A 22,133-nucleotide genomic window follows, 5' to 3' on the forward strand; every position below is an offset into this window, starting at 1 on the left:
GAGGAATAAAGGATGTCAGTTCAAAATATTACAATGCCTCAACTCGGTGAAAGTGTAACAGAAGGTACAATTGAAAAATGGCTTGTAAAGCCTGGAGATACAGTTAAAAAATATGATCCACTAGCAGAGGTCGTAACAGATAAGGTAAATGCAGAAATCCCATCCTCATTTGAAGGGGTTATTACGGAGCTTATCGCGCAAGAAGGTCAAACATTACCAGTTGGAGCCGTCGTATGCTCTATTGAAATAGCAGGGGAAGGTGAATTACCACCACCGCCTCAAGAAAAAAAATCTTCAGTAAGCTCAGCTATTTTAAATGCAGGGGTTCAAAAGAAGCAGGAGGCACCTCAACCAGCTCCTACGCCTTCAGCTACGCCAAAAGAAGTACGCAAAGATAAAGTGCGCTACTCACCAGCTGTTCTTCGTCTTGCCCAGGAGCATGATATTGCACTCGATCAAGTAACAGGAACAGGCGAGGGTGGTCGTATTACAAGAAAAGATCTGCTTAAGCTCATTGAAACTGGCAATATTCCAACAGCAAATGATGTCGTGCCAGCACCATCAGCTGTTCAAACAACATCAGATGCTACTGTAGCACCAGCTCAGCAGCAACAAGCAGAAAAACCAGCAGCACCAGCACAACCTGTTCACCCAGGAGATATTGAAATTCCAGTGACGAAAGTGCGCCGTGCGATTGCAAATAATATGGTAAGAAGCGTTCATGAAGCGCCACATGCTTGGATGATGATGGAAGTGGATGTAACAGATTTAGTAGCTTACCGTGATAGCTTAAAGAATGAATTTAAGCAAAAAGAAGGCTTTAATCTTACATATTTCGCCTTCTTTGTAAAAGCAGTTGCTCAAGCCTTGAAGGAGTTCCCAATGTTGAATTCAATGTGGGCAGAAGATAAAATTATCCAAAAGCATGACATCAATATCTCGATTGCGGTAGCGACAGATGATGCCTTATTTGTCCCTGTTATAAAACACGCTGATGAGAAATCCATTAAAGGAATTGCTAAAGAAATCCATGAGCTTGCAGTAAAAGTTCGTACAGGGAAATTGGCAATGGATGACATCACAGGTGGTACATTTACAGTTAATAATACGGGAGCATTTGGCTCAGTTCAATCAATGGGTATTATCAATTACCCACAAGCAGCAATTTTACAAGTGGAAAGTATTGTAAAGAAACCAGTTGTTTTACCAGGTGGAATGTTTGCTGCTCGTGATATTGTGAATTTATGTTTATCATTAGATCATCGAGTACTTGATGGACTTGTATGTGGCAAATTCCTAAATAGAGTAAAAGAAATACTCGAAAATACGAATAAATCTTCAACGTCAGTCTACTGATGACTCGTCGGAAACCTGCTGTATAAAGGTTTCCGATTTTTTTTATGCTTTTCGAGTCGCTATTTGTCATGTAGAATAACAAATAGAAACTACTAAGGGGGGAAGCTGATTAGCGTCCGCATGTCAAACAACATGAAAAATATTGAATTTGAAATACCAGCCTATTCAGACTGGCAAGATGCAGCAATCAAAGCTTTAAAAGGGAAACCATTTGAGTCACTATTTACGAAAACAAATGAAGGTGTTACACTACAGCCACTTTACACACAAGAAAGCTTAGTAGCAAAGCTTGGCGAAGAGCTTGATTTACAAGTTGCCACAATCCGTTCCCAACAAAATAATCAAGTTTTTCAGGTGGCACAGCAAATTCATGCTGATACAAGTGAAGCTTTTTTTGCTCAACTTGAAGATAGTTTAGCACGAGGCAATGAAATTATTACGATTGATAGCCGTGTGAATTTTGTTTGGACAGAAGAAGTATTGGTCAAATTAGCATCATATTTCTCTGAATATTCATTTAAAATTACTATTCAAAATTCAAAAGACCCATTATTAGCAGTATTCGATCATATAGTAGAGGATCAACGAGAGGCAGTTAAAGGATTCATTGTTTCGAAAGATCCTATTTCTTTAGGTGCTTTTCCGAGCGTGCGCTCAGTCAGTGCAGATACAACTGTTTATCATAATGAAGGTGCCAATGCAGTACAAGAATTAGCCTATGCACTTGCATTAGCAGCAAAATTTGCCGAGCAGGAAGATAGCTTTGAAGCCTTTTCGAAGAAGTTTTTTGTCTCGTTTGCTATTGATACACAATTCTTTACGGAGATTGCAAAACTTCGTGCTTTTAAAGTACTTTGGAAAGCGTTCTCATCTGCTTATGGTGTGTCAAACAATGTAAAAATCCCAACAGTTGCCGAGACATCGTTAAGAAGCTTTTCTAAATTAGATGTTTATGTCAATTTATTGCGTTCTTCAAATGAAGCGCTTTCGGGATTAATCGGTGGTGCCGATCTCTTTACTGTTCATCCACATGATGTATTAACGAAGCCTACGGAGCAATCTATTCGTATTGCCCGTAATGTATCATTAATTTTAAAAGAAGAAACAAATGTCCTAAAAGTAACTGATCCTGCAGGTGGTTCTTATTTCATTGAGTCGTTAACAGCGGACTTTGTGAAAGAAGCATGGGCATTATTTTTAGAAATTGAGGCAGCTGGTGGAATTGATGAATACACAGCATCTGGTAAACTGGCAGAGGAAATAGAAAAATCCTATCGAACTCGTATAAATGCTGCAGAAACACGCAAGCAATCATTAATTGGAACAAACATTTATGCTAATCCAGCCGATGCCCTTGAACAGGAAACAAATCCATTATTTGCTGACATTAAGCGTATCGCCATTCCATTTGAAAATCTGCGTGGAAAAATGACAGCAGCCCATGTCCAAACAGGCATTCTAGCAATAGGTACATTAAAAAGCGCTAAGCCACGTGCCGATTTTGTAGCTGGTTTCTTAAATACGGTTGGCCTAGTTCCCGAAAAAAGCGAGCCAGTAACAACTGTTGAAGAGGCAGTAGCATGGCTAAAGGCAACAGAGGCTAGATATGTGGTGATTGCAGGTAATGATGAAGATACAAAAGAGCTTGTACCAGCCATTTTAGCTAATAAACCAGCAGATGTGATAGTAGATGTTGCTGGTAAATTTAAAGACGAAGAAGAAGTATGGTTAGCAAATGGCTTAAACGGCTTTATTTTCGCAGGACAGAACATCATTGAAAAATTACAGTCTGTGTTCGCGAGCATGAAGGAGGTCCAACGATGAGCAAGCCAAATTTTAATGCAGTAGAAATAGAAAAAGTTTTAACAACTGAAGCACCTCAAGCGTCTGAAGACAAATTTATGACGAATGAAGGAATTGAAATTAAAGATATCTATACAAAAGAAGATATTAAGGAAGCTAAACATTTAAACGACGTAGCTGGTATTGCACCTAATACACGTGGTCCATACCCTACCATGTATGTAGCTCGTCCGTGGACAGTTCGACAATATGCAGGTTTTTCAACTGCTGAAGAATCTAATGCCTTTTACAAACGAAACTTGGCAATGGGGCAAAAAGGGCTTTCTGTAGCATTCGACTTAGCAACACACCGAGGCTATGACTCAGATCATCCACGTGTAACGGGGGATGTAGGGAAAGCTGGTGTAGCTATCGATTCTGTTGAGGATATGAAAATCCTTTTCGATCAAATACCGTTAGACCAAATGTCCGTTTCTATGACAATGAATGGAGCAGTATTACCAGTTCTTGCATTCTATATTGTAGCAGCGGAAGAGCAAGGGGTAACTCCAGAGAAATTAGCAGGTACGATTCAAAACGATATTTTAAAAGAATACATGGTGCGTAATACATATATTTACCCACCAGCTATGTCGATGAAAATTATTGCTGATATTTTTGAATATACAGCAAAGTATATGCCTAAATTTAACTCTATTTCGATTTCTGGTTACCATATTCAAGAAGCAGGCGCAACAAATGACATTGAGCTTGCGTATACATTAGCAGATGGCTTGGAATATGTACGTACAGGGTTAAAAGCAGGGATTGATATTGATGCATTTGCGCCTCGACTATCGTTCTTCTGGGCAATTGGCATGAACTATTACATGGAAGTTGCTAAAATGCGCGCAGCACGTCGTATTTGGGCACAGATGATGTCAACGTTTAATCCGAAAAATCCAAAAACATTAGCATTGCGAACACATTCACAAACATCTGGTTGGTCTTTAACCGAGCAAGATCCATTTAATAATGTTGCACGTACGCTAATCGAAGCGAATGCTTCTGCGATGGGGCATACACAATCTCTTCATACGAACGCACTAGATGAAGCAATTGCCCTTCCAACCGATTTCTCTGCCCGTATCGCTCGTAATACTCAGCTATTTTTACAAGAAGAAACAGCGATGACGAAAGTGATTGATCCGTGGGGTGGTTCATACTACGTCGAGAAATTAACAGACGAAATCACAAATTCCGCTTGGGCACTAATCGAAGAAATTGAAGCCCTTGGCGGAATGGCCAAAGCAATAGAAACTGGACTTCCAAAAATGAAAGTCGAGGAAGCTGCGGCTAAACGTCAGGCGAAAATCGACTCTAAAACGGAAACCATTGTCGGGGTAAATAAATATCGTTTAGCAAAAGAAGAGCCAATTGATATTCTCGATATCGATAATACAATTGTACGCCAAAAGCAAATTGAACGTTTAGAAGCAATGAAGGCAGCTCGAAATGAAGCGGAAGTGCAAAAACATTTAGCTCGTTTAACGAAAGCTGCTCAAGATGGGGAAGAAAACTTACTTGCTGTTGCAGTGGATGCAGCGCGTGCACGTGCCTCTTTAGGTGAAATTTCTGATGCCATCGAAGCGGTTTCTGGACGTCATAAGGCCGTAATTCGCTCTATTTCTGGTGTTTACTCTGCAAACTTCTCTGATGAGGAGCAAATTGCAGAAGTAAAACAAATGACAGAAGAATTCCTTGAAAATGAAGGTCGTCGTCCACGTATTTTAGTAGCCAAAATGGGACAAGATGGACATGACCGTGGTGCTAAAGTTGTTGCAACAGGCTATGCTGATTTAGGCTTTGATGTGGATATTTCACCATTATTTATGACACCAGCCGAGGCAGCTCAAATGGCTGTTGAAAATGATGTTCATGTCATTGGGGTATCATCTCTAGCAGCAGGTCATAAAACATTGGTCCCTGAATTGGTTGCAGAGCTTGAAAAATTAGGACGTGGAGATATTATCATTATCGTTGGCGGTGTTATTCCAGCGCAAGATTATGAATTCCTTTATAATACCGGCGCAGTAGCTATTTTTGGACCAGGTACAGTAATTCCTGTATCCGCACAAAAAATTATAGAGGAAATCTACAAACGTTTAGGCTATGAGGAAGTGTCTGAATAATGGACAAAAATAAAGAAATGGAAGACAGTGCGCTATTTGTCATGGACGGAGTCGAGGCAACTCACGACGGTATGCAATATGGTACACCGAAAAAATTCCGAAAGAAAAAGGCCGACAATTTGAATATACGAGAGCTTGCACAACAGGTACGTGCGGGCTCTCGCACCCATTTGTCAAAAGCCATTACCCTCATAGAAAGCTCTAATGCAACCCATAAAGTGCAAGCACAAGAGCTATTACAGGAGCTTCTCCCGCATACAGGGAATAGTATTCGAATAGGCATTACAGGTGTTCCAGGAGCAGGGAAGAGTTCCTTCATTGAAGCTTTCGGAACAATGCTTTGTGAAATGGGGAAACGAGTTGCTGTCCTTGCGATTGATCCAAGCTCTTCATTATCCGGAGGAAGTATTCTTGGGGATAAAACGCGCATGGAGGAGCTCGTCAAGAAGCCTACTGCATTTGTCCGTCCATCCCCATCAGCAGGTACCCTAGGGGGTGTTCATAAAAAGACACGTGAAACAATGTTAGTTTGTGAAGCGGCTGGCTATGATGTGATCTTAATTGAGACTGTTGGTGTTGGGCAAAGTGAAACCTATGTCCGTGGGATGGTTGATTTCTTCCTATTACTCGTTTTAACAGGGGCTGGCGATGAGCTGCAAGGCATGAAAAAAGGAATCATGGAATTAGCGGATGCCATTATCGTGCATAAAGCTGATGGTGATAATGTTCGTTTAGCCAAAAAAACAGTTGCAGAGTATAAGCAAATTTTACATTTTTTACAGCCTGCCACACCTGGTTGGATGTCAACATCGATGCCAGTGAGTTCACTAGAAAAACGGGGACTTGATAAGGTTTGGGCGACAATTGAACAATTCAAACAAATTGTGGAAGACAATCAATATTGGGCTACTCGACGTCAAAATCAAACAAAAGAGTGGTTCCAATCTATGATTACTGATCATCTAATTGATTTATTTTATGGGAATCCACAGCGAAAAGCCCATGTACAGCTGCTTGAACGCCAAATTTTAAGCGGACAATTGACAGTCACACAGGGTGTTGATCGTTTATTTAGCGAAGAGCAGGAAGACAAGTAAACTAGTCATATTGAAATCTTAGTAAAATCAAGTGATTTGTGTTGAGCAAGAAGGTGCACAAATTCTTTGCAAACTGCTATGATAAGAGATGTATGAGCGTCAAATACCAACTATATAAAATAAAGCTAAAATGACGCCGACTTGAAAGGAGCTATCGCTATATGAATATGGATTACGATTTATTTATGCAGGAAATTTTAAAAACAGCACGTGCTGAAATTGAGGCAGCTGGTTACGAACAACTTAAAACACCAGAAGCTGTTGAAGAGGCGTTTGCTCGCCCAGGTACTACATTAGTTATGGTTAACTCAGTATGTGGTTGTGCGGGTGGTATTGCTCGTCCAGCAGCTGCACAATGCGTACATTACGATAAACGCCCAGATCATTTAGTAACAGTATTTGCAGGGCAAGATAAAGAAGCTACTGCAGCAGCACGTTATCATTTCGGGGAAGATCACTTACCTTCTTCACCATCATTCGTGCTTTTAAAGGATGGACAAGTAGTAGCCGAAGTTGGTCGCTATGAAATCGAAGGGCATGACCCAATGTCAGTTGTAACAAATTTACAAGCTAACTTTGAAGAATACTGTGACGAACTGTAATTCTATTCTTGTATAAGAAAAATCATTAAATGTAAGTAGAATAGCCACATAGATAACTTTATCTATGTAGGCTACCTACTTATCTCCATATATAGTGAGTTCCGTTATTATTAAAATTTTTGTAATATTGGCTAAATGATTAGCTATATGAGTGAAGAGTACTAAAGGATGGGAGGCAGTCGGCCTGAAGAAGTTTTCAATCGGCTATCGAACGTTAAAAACAGCAATCGGTGCAGCAATTGCAATTGCCATTGCTCAATATTTTGATTTAGCCTCGTATGCATCTGCTGGTATTCTAACCATATTATGTGTGCAGCCTACGAAAAAGAAATCCATTTATGCAGCATATACACGATTGGTCTCAAGTATTATTGCGATGATTTTTGCTTTTGTGAGCTTTGAGCTTTTTGCTTATCATCCACTTACATTAGCGGGTATGTTAATACTGTTTATACCAACCATCGTGTCGTTAAAAGTTGCAGACGGATTTATTTCCAGTGTCGTCATTATTATGCATATATACGCTGCTGAAGGTTTTTCGCTGGCACTTGTTTATAATGAATTAGCATTAATGGCTATCGGTTATGGAACGGGAATTGCCATTAATATGTATATGCCAGACATTCAAAAGGAATTAAATTACTATAGAGTTAAAATTGAGGAGCTTTATAGTAAGATTTTTATAGAAATTGCAAGCTATTTACGACAAGGAGATATGCTGTGGGATGGGCATGAAATCATAGAAGCGATAAAAACATTAGATGATGCCAAGTCTTTAGCATTTAAAGATGTTGAAAATCATTTTATGAGACGAAAAAATGATTACTACAAGTATTTTGATATGCGTGAGCGGCAGTTAGAAATTATTGAAAGAGTACTTCCAAAAATTACAACATTACCTGTTATAGTACAAGAGGCTGAAATTGTGGCAGATTTTTTACAAGACCTTGGTGAGCATGTTCACTCTGGAAATACAGCGCGACATTATCGAGAAAAGTTAGAGCAGGTTAAACATGATTTTTCACAGTTACCTTTACCACAAAATCATGAGCAATTTATCGCCCAGGCAGCCCTCTATCAGTTTATAGAGGAAATGGACAGGTATTTAGAAATAAAGCAATCATTTAAGGGTTTAAAGGTCAAAAAAGAGCGCCCACAGTAGTGTGGACGCTTGTGCCTTGCCTTAAACTAGCATAGATAATCCGAATGCTAGAGATGAGATTAGCATAATCGCTATCATGCTATAAACAACAATTTTTTGAAACTTTTTATTACTCATATGCTCGTTCGCTCCTTCTTTTCTTATAAATAGTTTAGCAAATCTGAAAAATTTCTCAAGTAGTAGAGTTTTGACAAAAAAGTCTGTAAAATAGAGTATGTACCATAACAGAAGGAGATGTCACCATGGAGAAAGTAGACCATATTGGGATTGCGGTGCGCGATCTTGATGAACGCATTACATATTATACAGAAACTTTAGGTTTAAAGTTGTTGAAAGTAGAAGAAGTAGAATCTCAACAGGTTCGTGTGGCATTTATCGACGCAGGCAACGTAAAAATAGAGCTATTAGAACCAATGAGTGAAAAGAGCGCCATTCATGGATTTATTGAGAAACGTGGAGAAGGCATTCATCATGTGGCCTTTGGAGTAACAGGAATTCGTGAGCGTATGGCAGAGCTTCGGGAGAAAGGTGTACGTCTATTATCCGACGAGCCAGGGCCAGGTGCTGGTGGTGCAGAGGTTGCGTTCATGCATCCGAAATCTTCATTCGGTGTGTTATATGAATTATGTGATAAAAGTGGAAAAGGGGATAAGTGATCAATATGGATATGTTCGACAAAATCAATGATTTATATGATCGTAAGACGGTAATTGAACTTGGTGGTGGCTATGAGCGCATCGACAAACAGCACGAAAAAGGAAAATTAACAGCTCGTGAACGTATTGAATTATTGCTAGATGATGGCACATTTTTTGAAATCAATCCATTTATTACGCATCGTACAGTAGATTTCGGGATGGACAAAATGGAAGGTCCTGGTGATGGTGTTGTAACCGGTTTCGGAAAAATCAATGGCCGTCCTGTATACTTATTCTCTCAAGATTTCACAGTGTTTGGTGGAGCTCTTGGTGAAATGCATGCGAAAAAAATGGCGACGGTAATGGACCTAGCTGCGAAAAATGGTACACCATTTATCGGCATCAATGATTCAGGTGGCGCACGTATCCAAGAGGGTGTTCTTTCTCTTGATGGTTATGGTCACATTTTCTACCGTAATGCGATTTATTCAGGGGTGATTCCGCAAATCTCTGTTATTATGGGACCATGTGCTGGTGGAGCGGTATATTCTCCGGCTATTACTGACTTTATCCTAATGGTTGATAAAACATCTCAAATGTTCATTACAGGACCTAAAGTAATCGAAACCGTAACGGGTGAGAAAATCTCCGCTGAAGATTTAGGTGGTTCAAAAGTCAATAATGCAGTAAGTGGAAACGCTCATTTCCGCGCACCATCTGAAGAAGAAGCAATTGATCAAATTAAGAAACTATTAAGCTATTTACCACAAAATAATAAAGAAAAGGCACCTCGTCAAGCACGTCCTGAAGGGGATGACTACCGTCCAGAAATCGTGGATACAGTGCCAATTGAAACAACGCGACCATATGATGTACGAAGAGTTGTAGAACAAGTAGTGGATGAAGATTCGTTCATGGAGGTTCACGCAGAGTTTGCAAAAAACGTAGTTGTTGGTTTTGCACGTATTGCTGGTGAATCAGTTGGACTTGTTTGTAACCAACCAAAAGTACTTGCAGGTGGATTAGATATTGATTCTTCTGATAAAGCGGCTCGTTTCATTCGCACGTGTGATGCTTACAATATTCCAATCATCACATTTGAAGACGTATCTGGCTTCTTCCCAGGTGTTAAACAAGAGCATGGCGGTATTATTCGTCATGGTGCGAAAATCCTTTATGCTTATTCAGAAGCGACAGTACCAAAAATTACAGTTATTTTACGTAAAGCTTATGGAGGCGCTTACGTTGCCTTAAACTCTAAATCTATTGGTGCAGACCTGGTATTTGCTTGGCCAAATGCTGAAATTGCTGTTATGGGTGCAGCAGGTGCCGCGAACATTATTTTTGCACGTGAAATAGCGAAATCGGATGACCCAGAAGCGACACGTGCTGCCAAAATTGAAGAATATAAAGAAAAATTTGCAAACCCTTATGTTGCAGCTTCACGTGGAATGGTAGACGATGTTATCGATCCTCGAGATACTCGTATTAAGCTAATTCAAGGACTAGATATGCTAGCAAACAAACACGAAACTCGTCCAGAGAAAAAACACGGTAACATTCCACTATAAAAAAACAAACCTAGTAGCGTGATAGTTACTAGGTTTTTCTTTTTTTAAATGAAACATTTTTCCTTGTCATCCGTACTGATAGATAAGAGGAGTTGAGATGAATGGAATGGCAGCAATTACAAACAGAGCAAGAAAAGATTCATGCACAACTAAGAAAAGCATCCAGATTAAAGGAGCAAAGTCAGTTACTGAATAGCCAAATTGAACTTACACAACAGGAAATAGACCAACATACAGCAGCACTCAATCAAATTCGATCCAAACTGGATAAATTAGATAGTTTCTCGTTTATGAATATGATTCGTACGTGGACTGGACAACAAGATGAGCTTCGTGCAGAAAAAATTGATAAAGCAGCGGTACTTGAATTAAAGATGAATGAAGCAAAAAAAATGCAAGTTGACTTAACTGAAGATAACATTCAAGTAAAGCATAAACTAACGCAAATAGATGAAGTGGCCTTACAACAAGCACTGAAACAGGTACTTTCAAAAAAGAACAAGTACTTACAGCTTCATGATCCAGCACAAGCAGCTAGACTAGAGCATTTAGCAAATGAAGAAATGTTAACCAAACAACTGATAACAGAAATCCAAGAAGCTGAGGAAGCAGGAGAAGTAGCCTTAACAAAGCTAGGGCAAGCGGCAGCTTCATTACATTCTGCCAGCGGATACTCCACTTGGGATACTTTTTTTGGCGGTGGACTCATTGCCACTCACTTAAAGCACGATGCACTCGATCAATCGGAGAACTACTTACACAGTGCTCAAATTGCCTTGCAACGTTTTCATAATGAATTATTGGATGTTCATGAGATGTCAACAAAATCACTCCATGTGGAGACAGATGGTTTCGTTAAATTTGCTGACTACTTCTTTGATGATATTTTTTCAGCCTGGTCTGTCCATTCTAAAATTTCAACTGCAAGGGAACAGGTATCACGTGTGCAAGATGATGTACATAATACAATTTGGCGCTTACGGGATAAACATAACAAAGCAGTGAGCTATCTACAAACGATAATAGAAGAAAAAGAGGCTATTTTAAATGTCTAAGGAAAGTCTGAGGATTTTTTTCTCGGACTTTTAGTCTGTCGGATTGTTCAAGTGATTTCAACTCTTCTGACGTTGTGCTAAAATAATACGTATACTATAACGTGGAAGAACACGTAAACTAAGGGAGTTTTACAACATGACAAGTCGTTTAGTAGAAGAGTTTTTTGAGCTCGTTCAAATTGATTCAGAAACAAAGTATGAACAAGTAATTGCACCAATTCTTGTAGATAAATTAACTGCACTTGGATTTACAGTCATCCAAGATGATGCACATACGCGTAATGGACATGGAGCAGGCAATATTATCGCCACTTTAAAAGGTACTCTAGATGTGGAGCCAATCTATTTTACTTCTCATATGGATACAGTTGTTCCAGGGAAAGGCATTCAACCATCCCTGCGTGAAGATGGTTATATCGTATCCGATGGTACGACAATTTTAGGTGCTGATGATAAGGCAGGCCTAGCAGCACTCTTTGAGATGGTCAAGCGATTAAAAGAGCAAGATATAGAGCACGGAGATATAGAATTCATTATTACCGCTGGTGAAGAGAGCGGTCTTGCTGGTGCTAAAGAGTTAGATCCATCTAACATTAAAGCAAAGTATGGCTTTGCGGTGGATAGTGATGGCAAAGTAGGTGGGATCGTAACAGCCGCACCATTCCAAGCGAAAATTTTTGCAAAGATTATTGGCAAAACGGCACATGCTGGGGTTGCTCCTGAAAAAGGTATTTCCGCTATTACAGTAGCATCTAAGTGTATTGCTCAAATGAAGCTTGGGCGTTTAGATGAGGAAACGACAGCTAATATTGGACGCTTCGAAGGTGGCCAAGCAACGAATATCGTATGTGATGAAGTGACGATTCTAGCTGAAGCACGTTCCATTGATCAAGCTAAATTAGATGCCCAAACAAAGCATATGCAGGAAACATTTGAACAAGTTTCCGCTTCATTAGGCGCACGTGCAGAAGTGGAAGTGAAGCTTATGTATCCTGGATTCCGTGTAACAGAAACAGATAAAGTTGTGCAGGTTGCTATGGAAGCTGTTCGCAATATTGACCGTACACCAACATTAGGTATTTCTGGTGGAGGATCGGATGCGAATGTGATCGCAGGATTTGGTATTCCTACAGTGAATTTATCTGTCGGATACGAGGATATTCATACAACAAATGAAAAAATACCAGTCGAAGAATTAGAAAAATTAGCAGATTTACTCGTTGAAATCGTCAAGGAATCTGCAAAAAAATAACAGTCGAATAGAAGGATGTGAACGCATGGAAAGTGTCAAAGCAGTCGTTTTTGCTTGTGGGACAGAGGAATATGCGGTACCTGTAGAGCAAGCGATATCAATTGAAAAATTAGAGCATGTAACACCTATTCCTCATTTACCGAACTATCTTCTAGGCTTTACAAGAATTCGAGGTGAGCTTGTACCCGTTCTCGATTTTGAACGAATACTATACAACCGCTCCTCCAATACAGCAACTGCTCGTATTATTGTGATGAATACGGACGTTGTCAATTATGGATTACTTGTTACAGAGGCTCGTGAAATTCTTGATTTTGATGATTCCATACTGCAACAATTGGGTCTTGTCAATTATAGTAAAACGCGCTACTTTACAGCTGTAGCTAATCTAGAAAATCGTATGATAACATATGTTGATCCAAAAATACTGGTTAATTCATTAGAGGGCATTCGGGAAATTATCGATTATTTACACAAAATGCTTGAAAATGAAAAGGAAAACGTAGAGGCTTAAGTACTCTACGTTTTTTTATATTTGACTAGTAAATTTAACCTGTATTTTATCGTTTTTACCTGATCATACATGTGACAATTATGCATTATACCTACAGACAAACCGTTGCTAGCCGCGTATGATAATGAGTAAGAAAAAACTGAAAAAGGCAAACTTCACCGAAAGGGAAGGACGCAAAGCCATGAGTCTAAACACTATTTTTTCAGTGCATGATTGTCAGGTTGCCAGGTTCTGTTCTAGGAGCCGTGGCGAGTAGAATGGAGTTAGTTTGTATGAAGAGACAATTAAAGTTGTGGACAGCACTAATCGTCATCATGATTAGTTCATTAGCTTTATCAAGTGGAAAGGTTGATGCAATGGCTACACAGGAAAAGGCTACGTGGCTGTGGGATACATCCCTCATCATGGATGACCAAGAAAAAATATTATTATTTTTAGAACATAACGATGTTAAAAAGGTTTATCTGCAAATCGATCAAGGCATAGCGAACGATGACTATAAGCAGTTTATTAGCAACGCTTCTGACAAAGGTATTCGCATTTATGCATTGGATGGTGCTGCAAGCTGGGTTTCAGCTGAGGGTAGTCGAAGCCAAGACGAGTTGTTTAATTGGTTACATACATATAATGAGAATTCAACTGAATCTGAGCAATTTTCTGGGGTTCATCTTGATGTTGAACCTTATTTAAATAGTGGATGGAGCTCACATCAAGCACAAACGATAGGATCCTATCAAACACTAATAATGAAAGCAAGTGAGCAAGCAAATCAGTTACAACTTACTTTAGAAGTAGATATGCCATTTTGGTTTGATGAAGTTCAGTATCATAACGAATTTGGAAAAGGGTTATTAGCTGATTGGGTCATTGACCATGTGGATAGTGTGACGATCATGGCCTATCGCGATGCTGCAAAAGATATTATTTCTATTGTTGAGCATGAAATTGCTTATGCTTCCACGGTGAATAAATCGATTGTAATTGGTGTAGAAACAGGCGCTTCAGAGGAAGGGCAAAATATTACTTTTTATGATAATGGAGAAGCTTATATGAATGAACAGCTTATACTTGTTCACCAACATTTTTCAAATAACGATGCTTTTCATGGAGTAGCCATTCATTATGTGGAGAATTGGATGACCATGCGGCCATAAAAAAAGTCCTTCCAGTGTAAAACTGGAAGGACTTTTCTATTGGTATTAGGACAGTCGACCACTGTAGTCCTCGAATTTAAATTCACGAATGACTTTAATACCTTCTTCATCATTATAAGAAACGATAGAAGGGAGGTTGACGCCGTTAAACATATGGTTTTTCACCATTGAATAATGGGCCATATCTGTGAAGACAAGTCGATCACCTGGTTTTAATGGCTCTTCAAACGAATAATCGCCAATCACATCACCAGCAAGACATGTAAGTCCACCTAAGCGATATGTGTGTGCGAATTCATTCGCTTGACCAGAACCAATGATCATTGGGCGGTATGGCATTTCAAGTACGTCAGGCATATGACATGTTGCTGACGTATCTAAAATAGCAAGGTCCATCCCATTTTTTTGAATATCAAGTACTGTAGCGACTAAATAGCCTGTATTAAGCGCTACTGCTTCACCTGGCTCTAGGTAAACAAGCAGGTTATACTTTTCTTGAATATAATTAATGATGTGAACAAGTTTCTCTACATCATAATCTTCACGTGTAATATGGTGGCCACCACCAAAGTTTAACCATTTCATTTGGTGTAAAACATCACCAAACTTTTCTTCTACTACTTCAATAATACGCTCTAACGTATCAGAGTTTTGCTCACACATCGCATGGAAGTGCAAGCCATCAATGCCGTCAAGCTGTGATTTATCGAAGTTAGCTAAAGTCGTACCAAGACGGGAATTTGTATAGCAAGGATCGTAAAGCGCAGTTTCAATTTCAGAGTACTCAGGATTTACTCGAATACCACATTCAATTGTTTTACCTGCAGATTTCACTTTATCCTTGTACTGTGCCCATTGGTTAAATGAGTTAAAAACAATGTGATCCACATATCCTAGAAGCTCGTCCATTTCATGCTCAATATATGCAGGAGCATAAACGTGAACTTCCTTGCCCATTTTTTCATAGCCCAGGCGTGCCTCATGCAGTGAGCTGGCTGTAATACCTGCTAAATATTCCCCAACTAAAGGGAATGTTGAATGCATTGAGAAACCTTTAAGGGCTAGTAAAATTCGGCAGCCTGTACGATCTTGAATTGATTTTAAAAGCTCAAGATTTTTTGTTAATAATCGTTCATCCACTACATAGGAAGGGGATGGAACTTTTGAAAAATCAATTGGTTTCATCGGCTTAATTCCTTTGCATCTAAATCAAGGTCAAGTAATTCTGGGTTATGGCTTTCTTGCCATGGTAGACCCCATTTATTTAGTGCATCCATGAATGGATCTGGATCGAACTCTTCCACGTTCCAAACACCCGGTTTACGCCATTGACCATTCATCACAAGCATTGCACCAATCATAGCTGGTACACCAGTTGTGTAAGAAATCGCTTGTGAACCAACCTCGTTATAGCACTCTTCGTGATCACAAACATTGTAAACATAATACGTTTTTTCTTTGCCATCTTTTAGACCGCGAATGATACATCCGATATTTGTTTTACCTTTTGTACGTGGTCCAAGAGAAGCTGGATCTGGTAATACTGCTTTTAGGAAGTGAATTGGTTGAATCATTTGACCTTCAAATTCGATCGGCTCAATTGATGTCATACCTACGTTTTCTAATACTTTTAAGTGTGTTAAGTATTTTTCAGAGAACGTCATCCAGAAGCGGATTTGTTTTAAACCTTTGATATTTTTCGCTAGTGATTCAAGCTCTTCATGGTATAGAAGGTAAATATCTTTTGGCCCGATTTCTGGTAGGTTATAAACTTCTTTTTTCTCAAGTGGTGCAGTTTCTACCCACTCACCATCTTTCCAGTAACGACCATTCGCTGTAATTTCGCGAATGTTAATTTCTGGGTTGAAGTTTGTTGCGAAATGATAACCATGATCTCCCGCATTTGCATCCACGATATCGATATAGTGGATTTCATCAAATTCATGTTTTTGCGCATGAGCTGTGAAAACGCCTGTAACACCTGGATCGAAACCGCTACCAAGTAATGCAGTTAAGCCAGCTTTTTCAAACTTCTCTTTATAAGCCCATTGCCATTTATATTCAAATTTAGCCGTTTCAGGTGGCTCGTAGTTTGCAGTATCCACATAGTGCACACCTGTCGCTAAGCAAGCATCCATAATCGTTAAGTCCTGATAAGGTAGTGCAACGTTAATAACAACATCAGGTCCGAAAGATTTTATAAGCTCAATAACCTCTTCTGTGTTGTCTGCGTCTACCTGTGCAGTATGAATTTTTGTTTTTCCGCCGTCTAGTTTTTCTTTTAGAGCGTCACATTTTGAAACAGTTCTACTTGCGATACAAATTTCCTCAAATACGTCCGAATTTTGAACACACTTGTGTACCACAACACTGGCAACTCCGCCAGCTCCGATAATCAATGCTTTACCCAATTGTCTACCCCCAAGTTCATAAAAGTATTGTCAAACAAGCTGATTATACAGAAATTTGATATAGTACTCAATCATTGTTTTAAAATTTTCTACAAAAAATTTTGTTTTTCTACAACAATTAGTCGTAATCAGAGGGGAATACCTCGAAAAAGAAGCCAATTGTGAATGAAAAGAACTAAACGAATCAGCCTATTTAGTAAAAAAATGAATTGAAATCAACTCATATCAAAATGTTTCTGTTAGGAGAAGCAGTTCGACTAAATCTCTTTAAAAAATAACTGTAACATCAATAAAAGAATGAAATAGGATTCTTAAAGAGCTAATGCTTTCTAACTTTACATAAAAATATCCCTTTTACACTAAAGGTAGAAAGGGAACGTTTTATAGTAGTAATGGCAAGTCAAGTTAGTTTTATGCATATTATTTCAAATAACGGTTTGGTATTTGTTGCTTCTCCTCTCCCCAAACATAAAAGAAGATCACGAGCAATGTACTTAAAAATCCCATCACTAGAGCATACGTACTGAGGGCTACATGCACTTGACTATGCACGGTATAAATGAAGATAGCTCCTATTGTTAACAAATTTCCCGTAATAAGCGATATAAAATGAAAACGTTTATTCATAGCAAGCCCTCCTATTTGTTGAAGTACTTTGCTTTCAAAATGAAGAAAGTTTACTTCAATTATCGCACAATTCAGAACTTTTATCCAACACTTTAAACTTCTAAGATAAATTAAAGATGCTTTTTTAATACATCTTTTTATAGTATGATGAGAAATAATAGGAAATATTCATAGATTATGACAAGAAAGGGGAGACGATGAATCGTGAAATTACGCAATTCATTAACTTTTCAACTAGGGACGATTATCGCTGGTATTTTAGTTGTTATGCTAGGGATCACTTCGCTCGCCACATACATAACTGCATACAATAAACTATATGATGCTGCTGGTGTAGAGGCCTATGGCTGTGCCAATATTACGACAGGTTTGATCAATCCAGAACAGATAGATAGGGCCATTAGCGGCGATCAAGCTGCACAGCAGCGTATTGGGAAGGATTTAAACTGGACAACGGGCCATAAAGATATTTTCCAAACACAATATATATTAGCCCTTGATGGTACATTAATAGCCCTTGATGATCAATTAGCTGAGAAAGGCTTTGCACCTGGCGATTCATTTTATGTAGACAAAGAAGCGCTTGAAAATTTGCTTTCACATCAACACCCGACATACTCACAACCATATACCTTTGCTGGGATGGAGCGTTTATCTGGCTATGCGCCTATTTTTAAAGACCACGACTCTAATAAAGAGATTATTGCCATTAGTGTTATCGATTTTGATGCCAATATCGTCAAGGAGCGAACTTGGGATGTCGTACGGAACGGTATATTAATTAGTATTTTCCCAATGCTTATTGCTTCTATCATTACTGGATTTTTAATCCGTCGAAAAGTAAAACCTATTACTGTCCTTATTCAGCAGGCAAAAGAAATTGCAAATGGTAATTTAGCTGTACCTGAAACTAAGATTAACAGTAAGGATGAAGTGGAGGATTTAGCGAATACATTAAATCGAATGACGGCTAATTTACAAAATATGATTATGACAATGCGTTCCACTTCCAATACTCTAACTAATAATGTAGATGAAACCGCTTCCACTTTGATGAATATGACTAATACAATTCAAGGTGTCGCTAATAATATTGAAGAGGTAACAAGTGCTGTGACTGCAGGGATGCATCATGCGGAAAATGCCACAGATGTTCTTACATCTTTAGCAGAAGATCTTCAAATGATTCAAAACAATGCCAATAAAAGTGCAGAGAATGCTCGACAAACAATGAATTTAGCAACAGAGGGTGAGCGATTAGCAAAGGATATAAGCAATGATATGGCATTAATTCATAGCGGATCAGGTGAAGTACGTCAGACAGTAGAAAACTTAGTTAGCTCTGCCACCAAAATCCAGACTATTACAACGTCTATCGCTACTATTGCCTCACAAACGAATTTGCTCGCCTTAAATGCTTCAATTGAAGCTGCTAGAGCAGGGGATCATGGGAAGGGCTTTGCCATTGTAGCAGAGGAAGTACGTAAGCTTGCTGAGCAATCCAATCAGGAGGTTTTACAAGTAGAGCAACTTATTGGGGATATTATGCAACATGTACAGCAAGTCATGACATCAACGAATAATAATACGCAATATATCCAAAAAGGAACAGAGACGGTGCGTTTAACAGCACAAGCTTTAGGAAATATTTCAACAGCAGTGGCTACTACAGTTGATGAAATGATTGCTATATCGAATGCCATGACCGCTGAAAATCAAAAATCAGCTCTTATTGTTCAAATGATTCAACGATTAACAGAATCGATTCGAGATATTGAGGAAACGATGAATATGATTACTCTCGCAGCACAGCAAACAACTACAAGTATTGATGAGGTTTCACAAGGTTCTAATGAAACAAATCAAATGGCTCATACACTAGAGCAACATGTTAAAGCATTTAAATTAAAAGAATTGTAGAAAGATTAGGACAGGTTATCTTTTTCTTACACTATGAAGATGGTACACTAACTATAAGATTTTTCTTTAGGTGAAGGCGAGGATATGAATAGTGGTTAATCGAATGGATGAGCAAGTTCAACAAATCAATGACTTATTTGTAAGTGGACAAGTAAAAGAGAGTTATCAACTAGCTGAAGATATACTTGCCAATGAAACCATTAAAGATGGGGAGGCTAAACAGCTCATTTTGCAACATGTTGCATTGCTTGAGGCAAATGGTTATGCCAATATACCGGCAACTACTGATGCGAAGGTGAAGCAAAGTGTAGAACGAACAGATGGCTCCTATCCAGAACGAGATGTTCTTGCTGCTTATATAGGTAGTCAAGATAGTGAACAGTTTGGAAAAGTAGTCGATGAATTATTAGCAGGGACCATTGAAGCACAGGCGAATGCTTATTATACAATGGCTGAATATTATGTCCTTGCTAAAGAACATGATAAGGCAACCGTACAATATGCTGAGGCCATCAAGCTACAGCCAAATAAAGCGCTATACTGGGGGGCTTTTGCACAGTTTTTAAATCGACATGAGGGAAGCCCCTATCTGGCGCTGCGCTTAATTGAGGAAGCTATTCTATTAGATGGTATGAATCCTCGTTGGCACTATATTCAAGGGAATATTTTTTTACAACTTATAGCCGCAACTAAAAATTTAAGCTATTTACCGGCCTTAGAAGAAGCATGGGAAAAAGCCAAAAAACGTTGCACAGCCAAGCAAGTTACATTGAAAATGGACCTAGCAAAATCAAACGATGTACTGGCTCAATGGAAAAAGCAGATGCTATAAATCTAGAAATATATTTAATATTGATAATTATTTCCTTTAAAGTATATTTATGCTACCATGAATGTATAAACGGACGTATGAAGCTTATCGATGACATGAAAGAAGTGTTTTTTTGAGTTTATATGTAGCGTATGTATTAGTAGGACTTGCCATTGCCATGCCTGTAGGAGCAATTACGGTAGAAATGACAAAGCAAGGACTCAAAAATGGTTTTATACACGGCTGGGCTGTGGGACTTGGTGGCATGACCATTGATATAGTATTAGTTTTTGCCTTGTATATGGGACTAGCTTCTATATTGGCTATGCCGATGGTACAACTACCCATGTGGATTATAGGGGCAGGATTTTTATTCTTGTTAGGGTATGATTCGATCAAGAATGCCGACCATGATATTACGTTGGTAGGAGAAAAAGTCACCAAATCGTTTTTTGCCTCTTATTTTAATGGCCTACTAGTAGCAATTTCACCTGGTAATCTCGTTTTTTGGGTTAATGTATTTGGAGTGGTTTTAGCGAAATCCTATGGACAAGGAGAGCAGACAAGCTTTTTAATCATTGCTGCTGGTGTTCTTAGTGGAATTTTACTCCACGATATCGGTTTACTAACGATTGTCTCGGTGACACGTAAAGCAATGAATCGTAAAATGATTAAAACATTTACCATTGTAGCAGGATTCTTGTTAATTGGCTTTGCTGGTTATTTTATATATGAATTTATACAAGCAATTAAGATTTATATATGAAAAGTGCGATCTAAAAAGATCGCACTTTTTTTATTGCGCAACAACCTCTGTACGCTCATCCATACACATGACTATTTCTTCTGCTACTTGCTGCGCTAACGAAAGTTCAGACGTAAAACCAACACAGGAACAATTCATTTCCCCTAAAATATAGCAATCTTCTCCCGCTTCATTTGTATCTAACATAAAATCAGCAGTCCAAATCAGCGGTAAATCATGATTCCCTAATAAGCTTGTCACGTGAGGGAGCTGTGCTAAAAAGTTTTCTACAAGCTCTGGCCATTCTTCGGGCTGATCATAACGATAGTGAGCACCTGAAAAGAGCGTTGCACTAAAGGCATCCTTCGTTTCAGCAGGTTTCTTATGTACGACATGAACAGGGTGATCTCGTAACATCAATAAACGGATTTCCCCCTCTGTAATACGTGGAAGAAATCGCATATCAATTAACATACCATTGGCACCAGTAATATACTGCTCACAAAACGTCATAAAGTCGCCAAGTTGCCAATATTCAACATGGTTATCTTTTGCTTCTGTACATTTAATTTGAGCATCAAGTGGCACTGCAGTAACGCCCTCGGCCAGTGGGTCCACCAAGTTTACTCGCCAAATGCCTTCACCAGTTGAACCACGGTTTTGCTTTAGAACACGTTCAGTCACGGCTAAGGATATAGGGAATTGTGTTTTGAATGCTTCGATTGTGTAGTAGGCAAATGTATCATCAGGTACTAAATTAGTCGTCGTAAGCTTTGATAACACATCTTTAGAACCGTAGCTAATCATGGCATCTGGATGTGGCATTCCTATAATTCCCGCTTGGCATAGCTCCCGCAACATTTCAAAATACTCTTCTTCATGCTGCAAGTTGCCTGGATTAATGCGGGATACATAGGCTACACCATGCTCTTTTACATACTCAAAAATTGCCTGTTTTTTAGTGACATCAAAGAAAAGAACCTCAGCATCTTGTCCTCGTTGCTTTAATGCATCCACCATGGGCATTGTATCTGGGCGATAGCCGTCTGGTCCTTTATCTGTGCCACCCTCAACCTCGAAAATAATAACTTTTTTATCCATAATAGTACCTCCCTTTGTCTGTTATTATGTTCAGTATAGTTGACAAAAAGGGAGAAAAGATATATGAAATATGTAAAATTTATGTATAAATTCATATTTTTCTATATCTATAATAGGAAGTATTAACTATTACTATTTTGAAT

At 38.8% G+C, this 22,133-nt stretch carries 20 protein-coding genes and 1 riboswitch; of the genes, 15 read left to right on the forward strand and 5 right to left on the reverse strand.

Annotated elements, in window-relative coordinates; genetic code table 11:
• Positions 1 to 12 precede the first annotated feature (12 nt).
• The 6 genes from SJW71_RS09600 to SJW71_RS09625 all read left to right on the forward strand — a co-directional run bounded on the left by SJW71_RS09600 (position 13) and on the right by SJW71_RS09625 (position 8,191).
• Complete coding sequence (locus tag SJW71_RS09600; RefSeq protein ID WP_341386535.1) at positions 13 to 1,356, forward strand: dihydrolipoamide acetyltransferase family protein; 1,344 nt, start codon at positions 13 to 15, stop codon at positions 1,354 to 1,356.
• 120 nt (positions 1,357 to 1,476) lie between these two features.
• On the forward strand, positions 1,477 to 3,180 hold the full coding sequence (locus tag SJW71_RS09605) for a methylmalonyl-CoA mutase family protein (RefSeq protein ID WP_431812054.1): 1,704 nt from the start codon (positions 1,477 to 1,479) through the stop codon (positions 3,178 to 3,180).
• On the forward strand, positions 3,177 to 5,330 hold the full coding sequence (gene scpA / locus SJW71_RS09610) for a methylmalonyl-CoA mutase (protein ID WP_431812055.1): 2,154 nt from the start codon (positions 3,177 to 3,179) through the stop codon (positions 5,328 to 5,330). Before SJW71_RS09605 ends, scpA begins: the two co-directional genes overlap by 4 nt.
• Positions 5,330 to 6,427 carry a methylmalonyl Co-A mutase-associated GTPase MeaB gene (gene meaB / locus SJW71_RS09615; RefSeq protein ID WP_322605589.1) on the forward strand — a complete coding sequence of 366 codons (1,098 nt, stop codon included), beginning with the start codon at positions 5,330 to 5,332 and terminating at the stop codon, positions 6,425 to 6,427. The genes scpA and meaB overlap by 1 nt, the downstream gene beginning before the upstream one ends.
• Positions 6,428 to 6,588: 161 nt before the next feature.
• Entirely contained in the window at positions 6,589 to 7,029 is a 441-nt protein-coding gene (locus SJW71_RS09620) for a BrxA/BrxB family bacilliredoxin (RefSeq protein ID WP_274793604.1), read from the forward strand.
• Between the two features lie 151 nt (positions 7,030 to 7,180).
• Positions 7,181 to 8,191, forward strand: a complete 1,011-nt coding sequence (locus SJW71_RS09625) for an aromatic acid exporter family protein (protein ID WP_274793603.1) — start codon at positions 7,181 to 7,183, stop codon at positions 8,189 to 8,191.
• 21 nt (positions 8,192 to 8,212) lie between these two features.
• On the opposite strand, the gene prli42 is transcribed toward SJW71_RS09625, so the two are convergent.
• The gene (prli42, locus tag SJW71_RS09630) at positions 8,213 to 8,308 is read right to left on the reverse strand and encodes a stressosome-associated protein Prli42 (protein ID WP_155273190.1); all 96 of its coding nucleotides are present in this window, start codon (positions 8,306 to 8,308) and stop codon (positions 8,213 to 8,215) included.
• A 125-nt stretch (positions 8,309 to 8,433) separates the two neighbouring features.
• On the opposite strand from prli42, the gene mce reads away from it, so the two are divergent.
• From mce to SJW71_RS09660, 6 genes are all read left to right on the forward strand, one after another.
• Complete coding sequence (gene mce / locus SJW71_RS09635; protein ID WP_107949440.1) at positions 8,434 to 8,847, forward strand: methylmalonyl-CoA epimerase; 414 nt, start codon at positions 8,434 to 8,436, stop codon at positions 8,845 to 8,847.
• 5 nt (positions 8,848 to 8,852) lie between these two features.
• Complete coding sequence (locus SJW71_RS09640; RefSeq protein WP_274793602.1) at positions 8,853 to 10,400, forward strand: acyl-CoA carboxylase subunit beta; 1,548 nt, start codon at positions 8,853 to 8,855, stop codon at positions 10,398 to 10,400.
• A 101-nt stretch (positions 10,401 to 10,501) separates the two neighbouring features.
• A complete protein-coding gene (locus SJW71_RS09645) occupies positions 10,502 to 11,455 on the forward strand; it encodes a hypothetical protein (RefSeq protein ID WP_274793601.1) in 954 nt (317 codons plus the stop codon).
• A 136-nt stretch (positions 11,456 to 11,591) separates the two neighbouring features.
• Entirely contained in the window at positions 11,592 to 12,707 is a 1,116-nt protein-coding gene (locus SJW71_RS09650; protein ID WP_341386530.1) for a M20/M25/M40 family metallo-hydrolase, read from the forward strand.
• A 25-nt stretch (positions 12,708 to 12,732) separates the two neighbouring features.
• Positions 12,733 to 13,221, forward strand: coding sequence for a chemotaxis protein CheW (locus SJW71_RS09655; protein WP_274793599.1), 489 nt, complete (start codon positions 12,733 to 12,735; stop codon positions 13,219 to 13,221).
• A 137-nt stretch (positions 13,222 to 13,358) separates the two neighbouring features.
• Positions 13,359 to 13,450, forward strand: a riboswitch (cyclic di-GMP riboswitch).
• Positions 13,451 to 13,493: 43 nt separating this feature from the next.
• Positions 13,494 to 14,375 (forward strand): amidase, encoded by an 882-nt coding sequence (locus SJW71_RS09660; protein WP_431812056.1) that lies wholly within the window; start codon positions 13,494 to 13,496, stop codon positions 14,373 to 14,375.
• 45 nt (positions 14,376 to 14,420) lie between these two features.
• Here the strand turns inward: SJW71_RS09660 and nspC are convergent, their stop codons facing one another.
• From nspC to SJW71_RS09675, 3 genes are all read right to left on the reverse strand, one after another.
• On the reverse strand, positions 14,421 to 15,560 hold the full coding sequence (gene nspC, locus SJW71_RS09665) for a carboxynorspermidine decarboxylase (RefSeq protein ID WP_274793597.1): 1,140 nt from the start codon (positions 15,558 to 15,560) through the stop codon (positions 14,421 to 14,423).
• The gene (locus SJW71_RS09670) at positions 15,557 to 16,786 is read right to left on the reverse strand and encodes a saccharopine dehydrogenase family protein (RefSeq protein ID WP_274793596.1); all 1,230 of its coding nucleotides are present in this window, start codon (positions 16,784 to 16,786) and stop codon (positions 15,557 to 15,559) included. The genes nspC and SJW71_RS09670 overlap by 4 nt, the downstream gene beginning before the upstream one ends.
• 420 nt (positions 16,787 to 17,206) lie before the next feature.
• A complete protein-coding gene (locus SJW71_RS09675) occupies positions 17,207 to 17,413 on the reverse strand; it encodes a hypothetical protein (RefSeq protein ID WP_274793595.1) in 207 nt (68 codons plus the stop codon).
• A gap of 204 nt (positions 17,414 to 17,617) precedes the next feature.
• Between SJW71_RS09675 and SJW71_RS09680 the strand changes: the two genes are divergently transcribed.
• From SJW71_RS09680 to SJW71_RS09690, 3 genes are all read left to right on the forward strand, one after another.
• Positions 17,618 to 19,333 (forward strand): methyl-accepting chemotaxis protein, encoded by a 1,716-nt coding sequence (locus SJW71_RS09680; protein WP_322605586.1) that lies wholly within the window; start codon positions 17,618 to 17,620, stop codon positions 19,331 to 19,333.
• Between the two features lie 91 nt (positions 19,334 to 19,424).
• The gene (locus SJW71_RS09685; RefSeq protein WP_431812057.1) at positions 19,425 to 20,165 is read left to right on the forward strand and encodes a tetratricopeptide repeat protein; all 741 of its coding nucleotides are present in this window, start codon (positions 19,425 to 19,427) and stop codon (positions 20,163 to 20,165) included.
• A gap of 112 nt (positions 20,166 to 20,277) precedes the next feature.
• Positions 20,278 to 20,910 carry a LysE family transporter gene (locus tag SJW71_RS09690; protein WP_312507455.1) on the forward strand — a complete coding sequence of 211 codons (633 nt, stop codon included), beginning with the start codon at positions 20,278 to 20,280 and terminating at the stop codon, positions 20,908 to 20,910.
• A gap of 30 nt (positions 20,911 to 20,940) precedes the next feature.
• Here the strand turns inward: SJW71_RS09690 and SJW71_RS09695 are convergent, their stop codons facing one another.
• On the reverse strand, positions 20,941 to 21,990 hold the full coding sequence (locus tag SJW71_RS09695; RefSeq protein ID WP_312507456.1) for a Cj0069 family protein: 1,050 nt from the start codon (positions 21,988 to 21,990) through the stop codon (positions 20,941 to 20,943).
• Between the last annotated feature and the right edge of the window lie 143 nt (positions 21,991 to 22,133).

Origin of the sequence: Lysinibacillus sp. FW12, from assembly GCF_050817245.1 — a bacterium.
GTDB classification, from domain to species: Bacteria; Bacillota; Bacilli; order Bacillales_A; family Planococcaceae; genus Lysinibacillus; species Lysinibacillus irui.

Bases quoted from the DNA above. Each gene is read 5' to 3' on its own strand.
- SJW71_RS09600 (WP_341386535.1), top strand. From the start codon at position 13: ATGTCAGTTCAAAATATTACAATGCCTCAACTCGGTGAAAGTGTAACA.
- SJW71_RS09605 (WP_431812054.1), top strand. From the start codon at position 1,477: ATGTCAAACAACATGAAAAATATTGAATTTGAAATACCAGCCTATTCA.
- scpA (WP_431812055.1), top strand. From the start codon at position 3,177: ATGAGCAAGCCAAATTTTAATGCAGTAGAAATAGAAAAAGTTTTAACA.
- meaB (WP_322605589.1), top strand. From the start codon at position 5,330: ATGGACAAAAATAAAGAAATGGAAGACAGTGCGCTATTTGTCATGGAC.
- SJW71_RS09620 (WP_274793604.1), top strand. From the start codon at position 6,589: ATGAATATGGATTACGATTTATTTATGCAGGAAATTTTAAAAACAGCA.
- prli42 (WP_155273190.1), bottom strand. From the start codon at position 8,308: ATGAGTAATAAAAAGTTTCAAAAAATTGTTGTTTATAGCATGATAGCG.
- mce (WP_107949440.1), top strand. From the start codon at position 8,434: ATGGAGAAAGTAGACCATATTGGGATTGCGGTGCGCGATCTTGATGAA.
- SJW71_RS09640 (WP_274793602.1), top strand. From the start codon at position 8,853: ATGGATATGTTCGACAAAATCAATGATTTATATGATCGTAAGACGGTA.
- SJW71_RS09645 (WP_274793601.1), top strand. From the start codon at position 10,502: ATGGAATGGCAGCAATTACAAACAGAGCAAGAAAAGATTCATGCACAA.
- SJW71_RS09650 (WP_341386530.1), top strand. From the start codon at position 11,592: ATGACAAGTCGTTTAGTAGAAGAGTTTTTTGAGCTCGTTCAAATTGAT.
- SJW71_RS09655 (WP_274793599.1), top strand. From the start codon at position 12,733: ATGGAAAGTGTCAAAGCAGTCGTTTTTGCTTGTGGGACAGAGGAATAT.
- SJW71_RS09660 (WP_431812056.1), top strand. From the start codon at position 13,494: ATGAAGAGACAATTAAAGTTGTGGACAGCACTAATCGTCATCATGATT.
- nspC (WP_274793597.1), bottom strand. From the start codon at position 15,560: ATGAAACCAATTGATTTTTCAAAAGTTCCATCCCCTTCCTATGTAGTG.
- SJW71_RS09675 (WP_274793595.1), bottom strand. From the start codon at position 17,413: ATGAATAAACGTTTTCATTTTATATCGCTTATTACGGGAAATTTGTTA.
- SJW71_RS09695 (WP_312507456.1), bottom strand. From the start codon at position 21,990: ATGGATAAAAAAGTTATTATTTTCGAGGTTGAGGGTGGCACAGATAAA.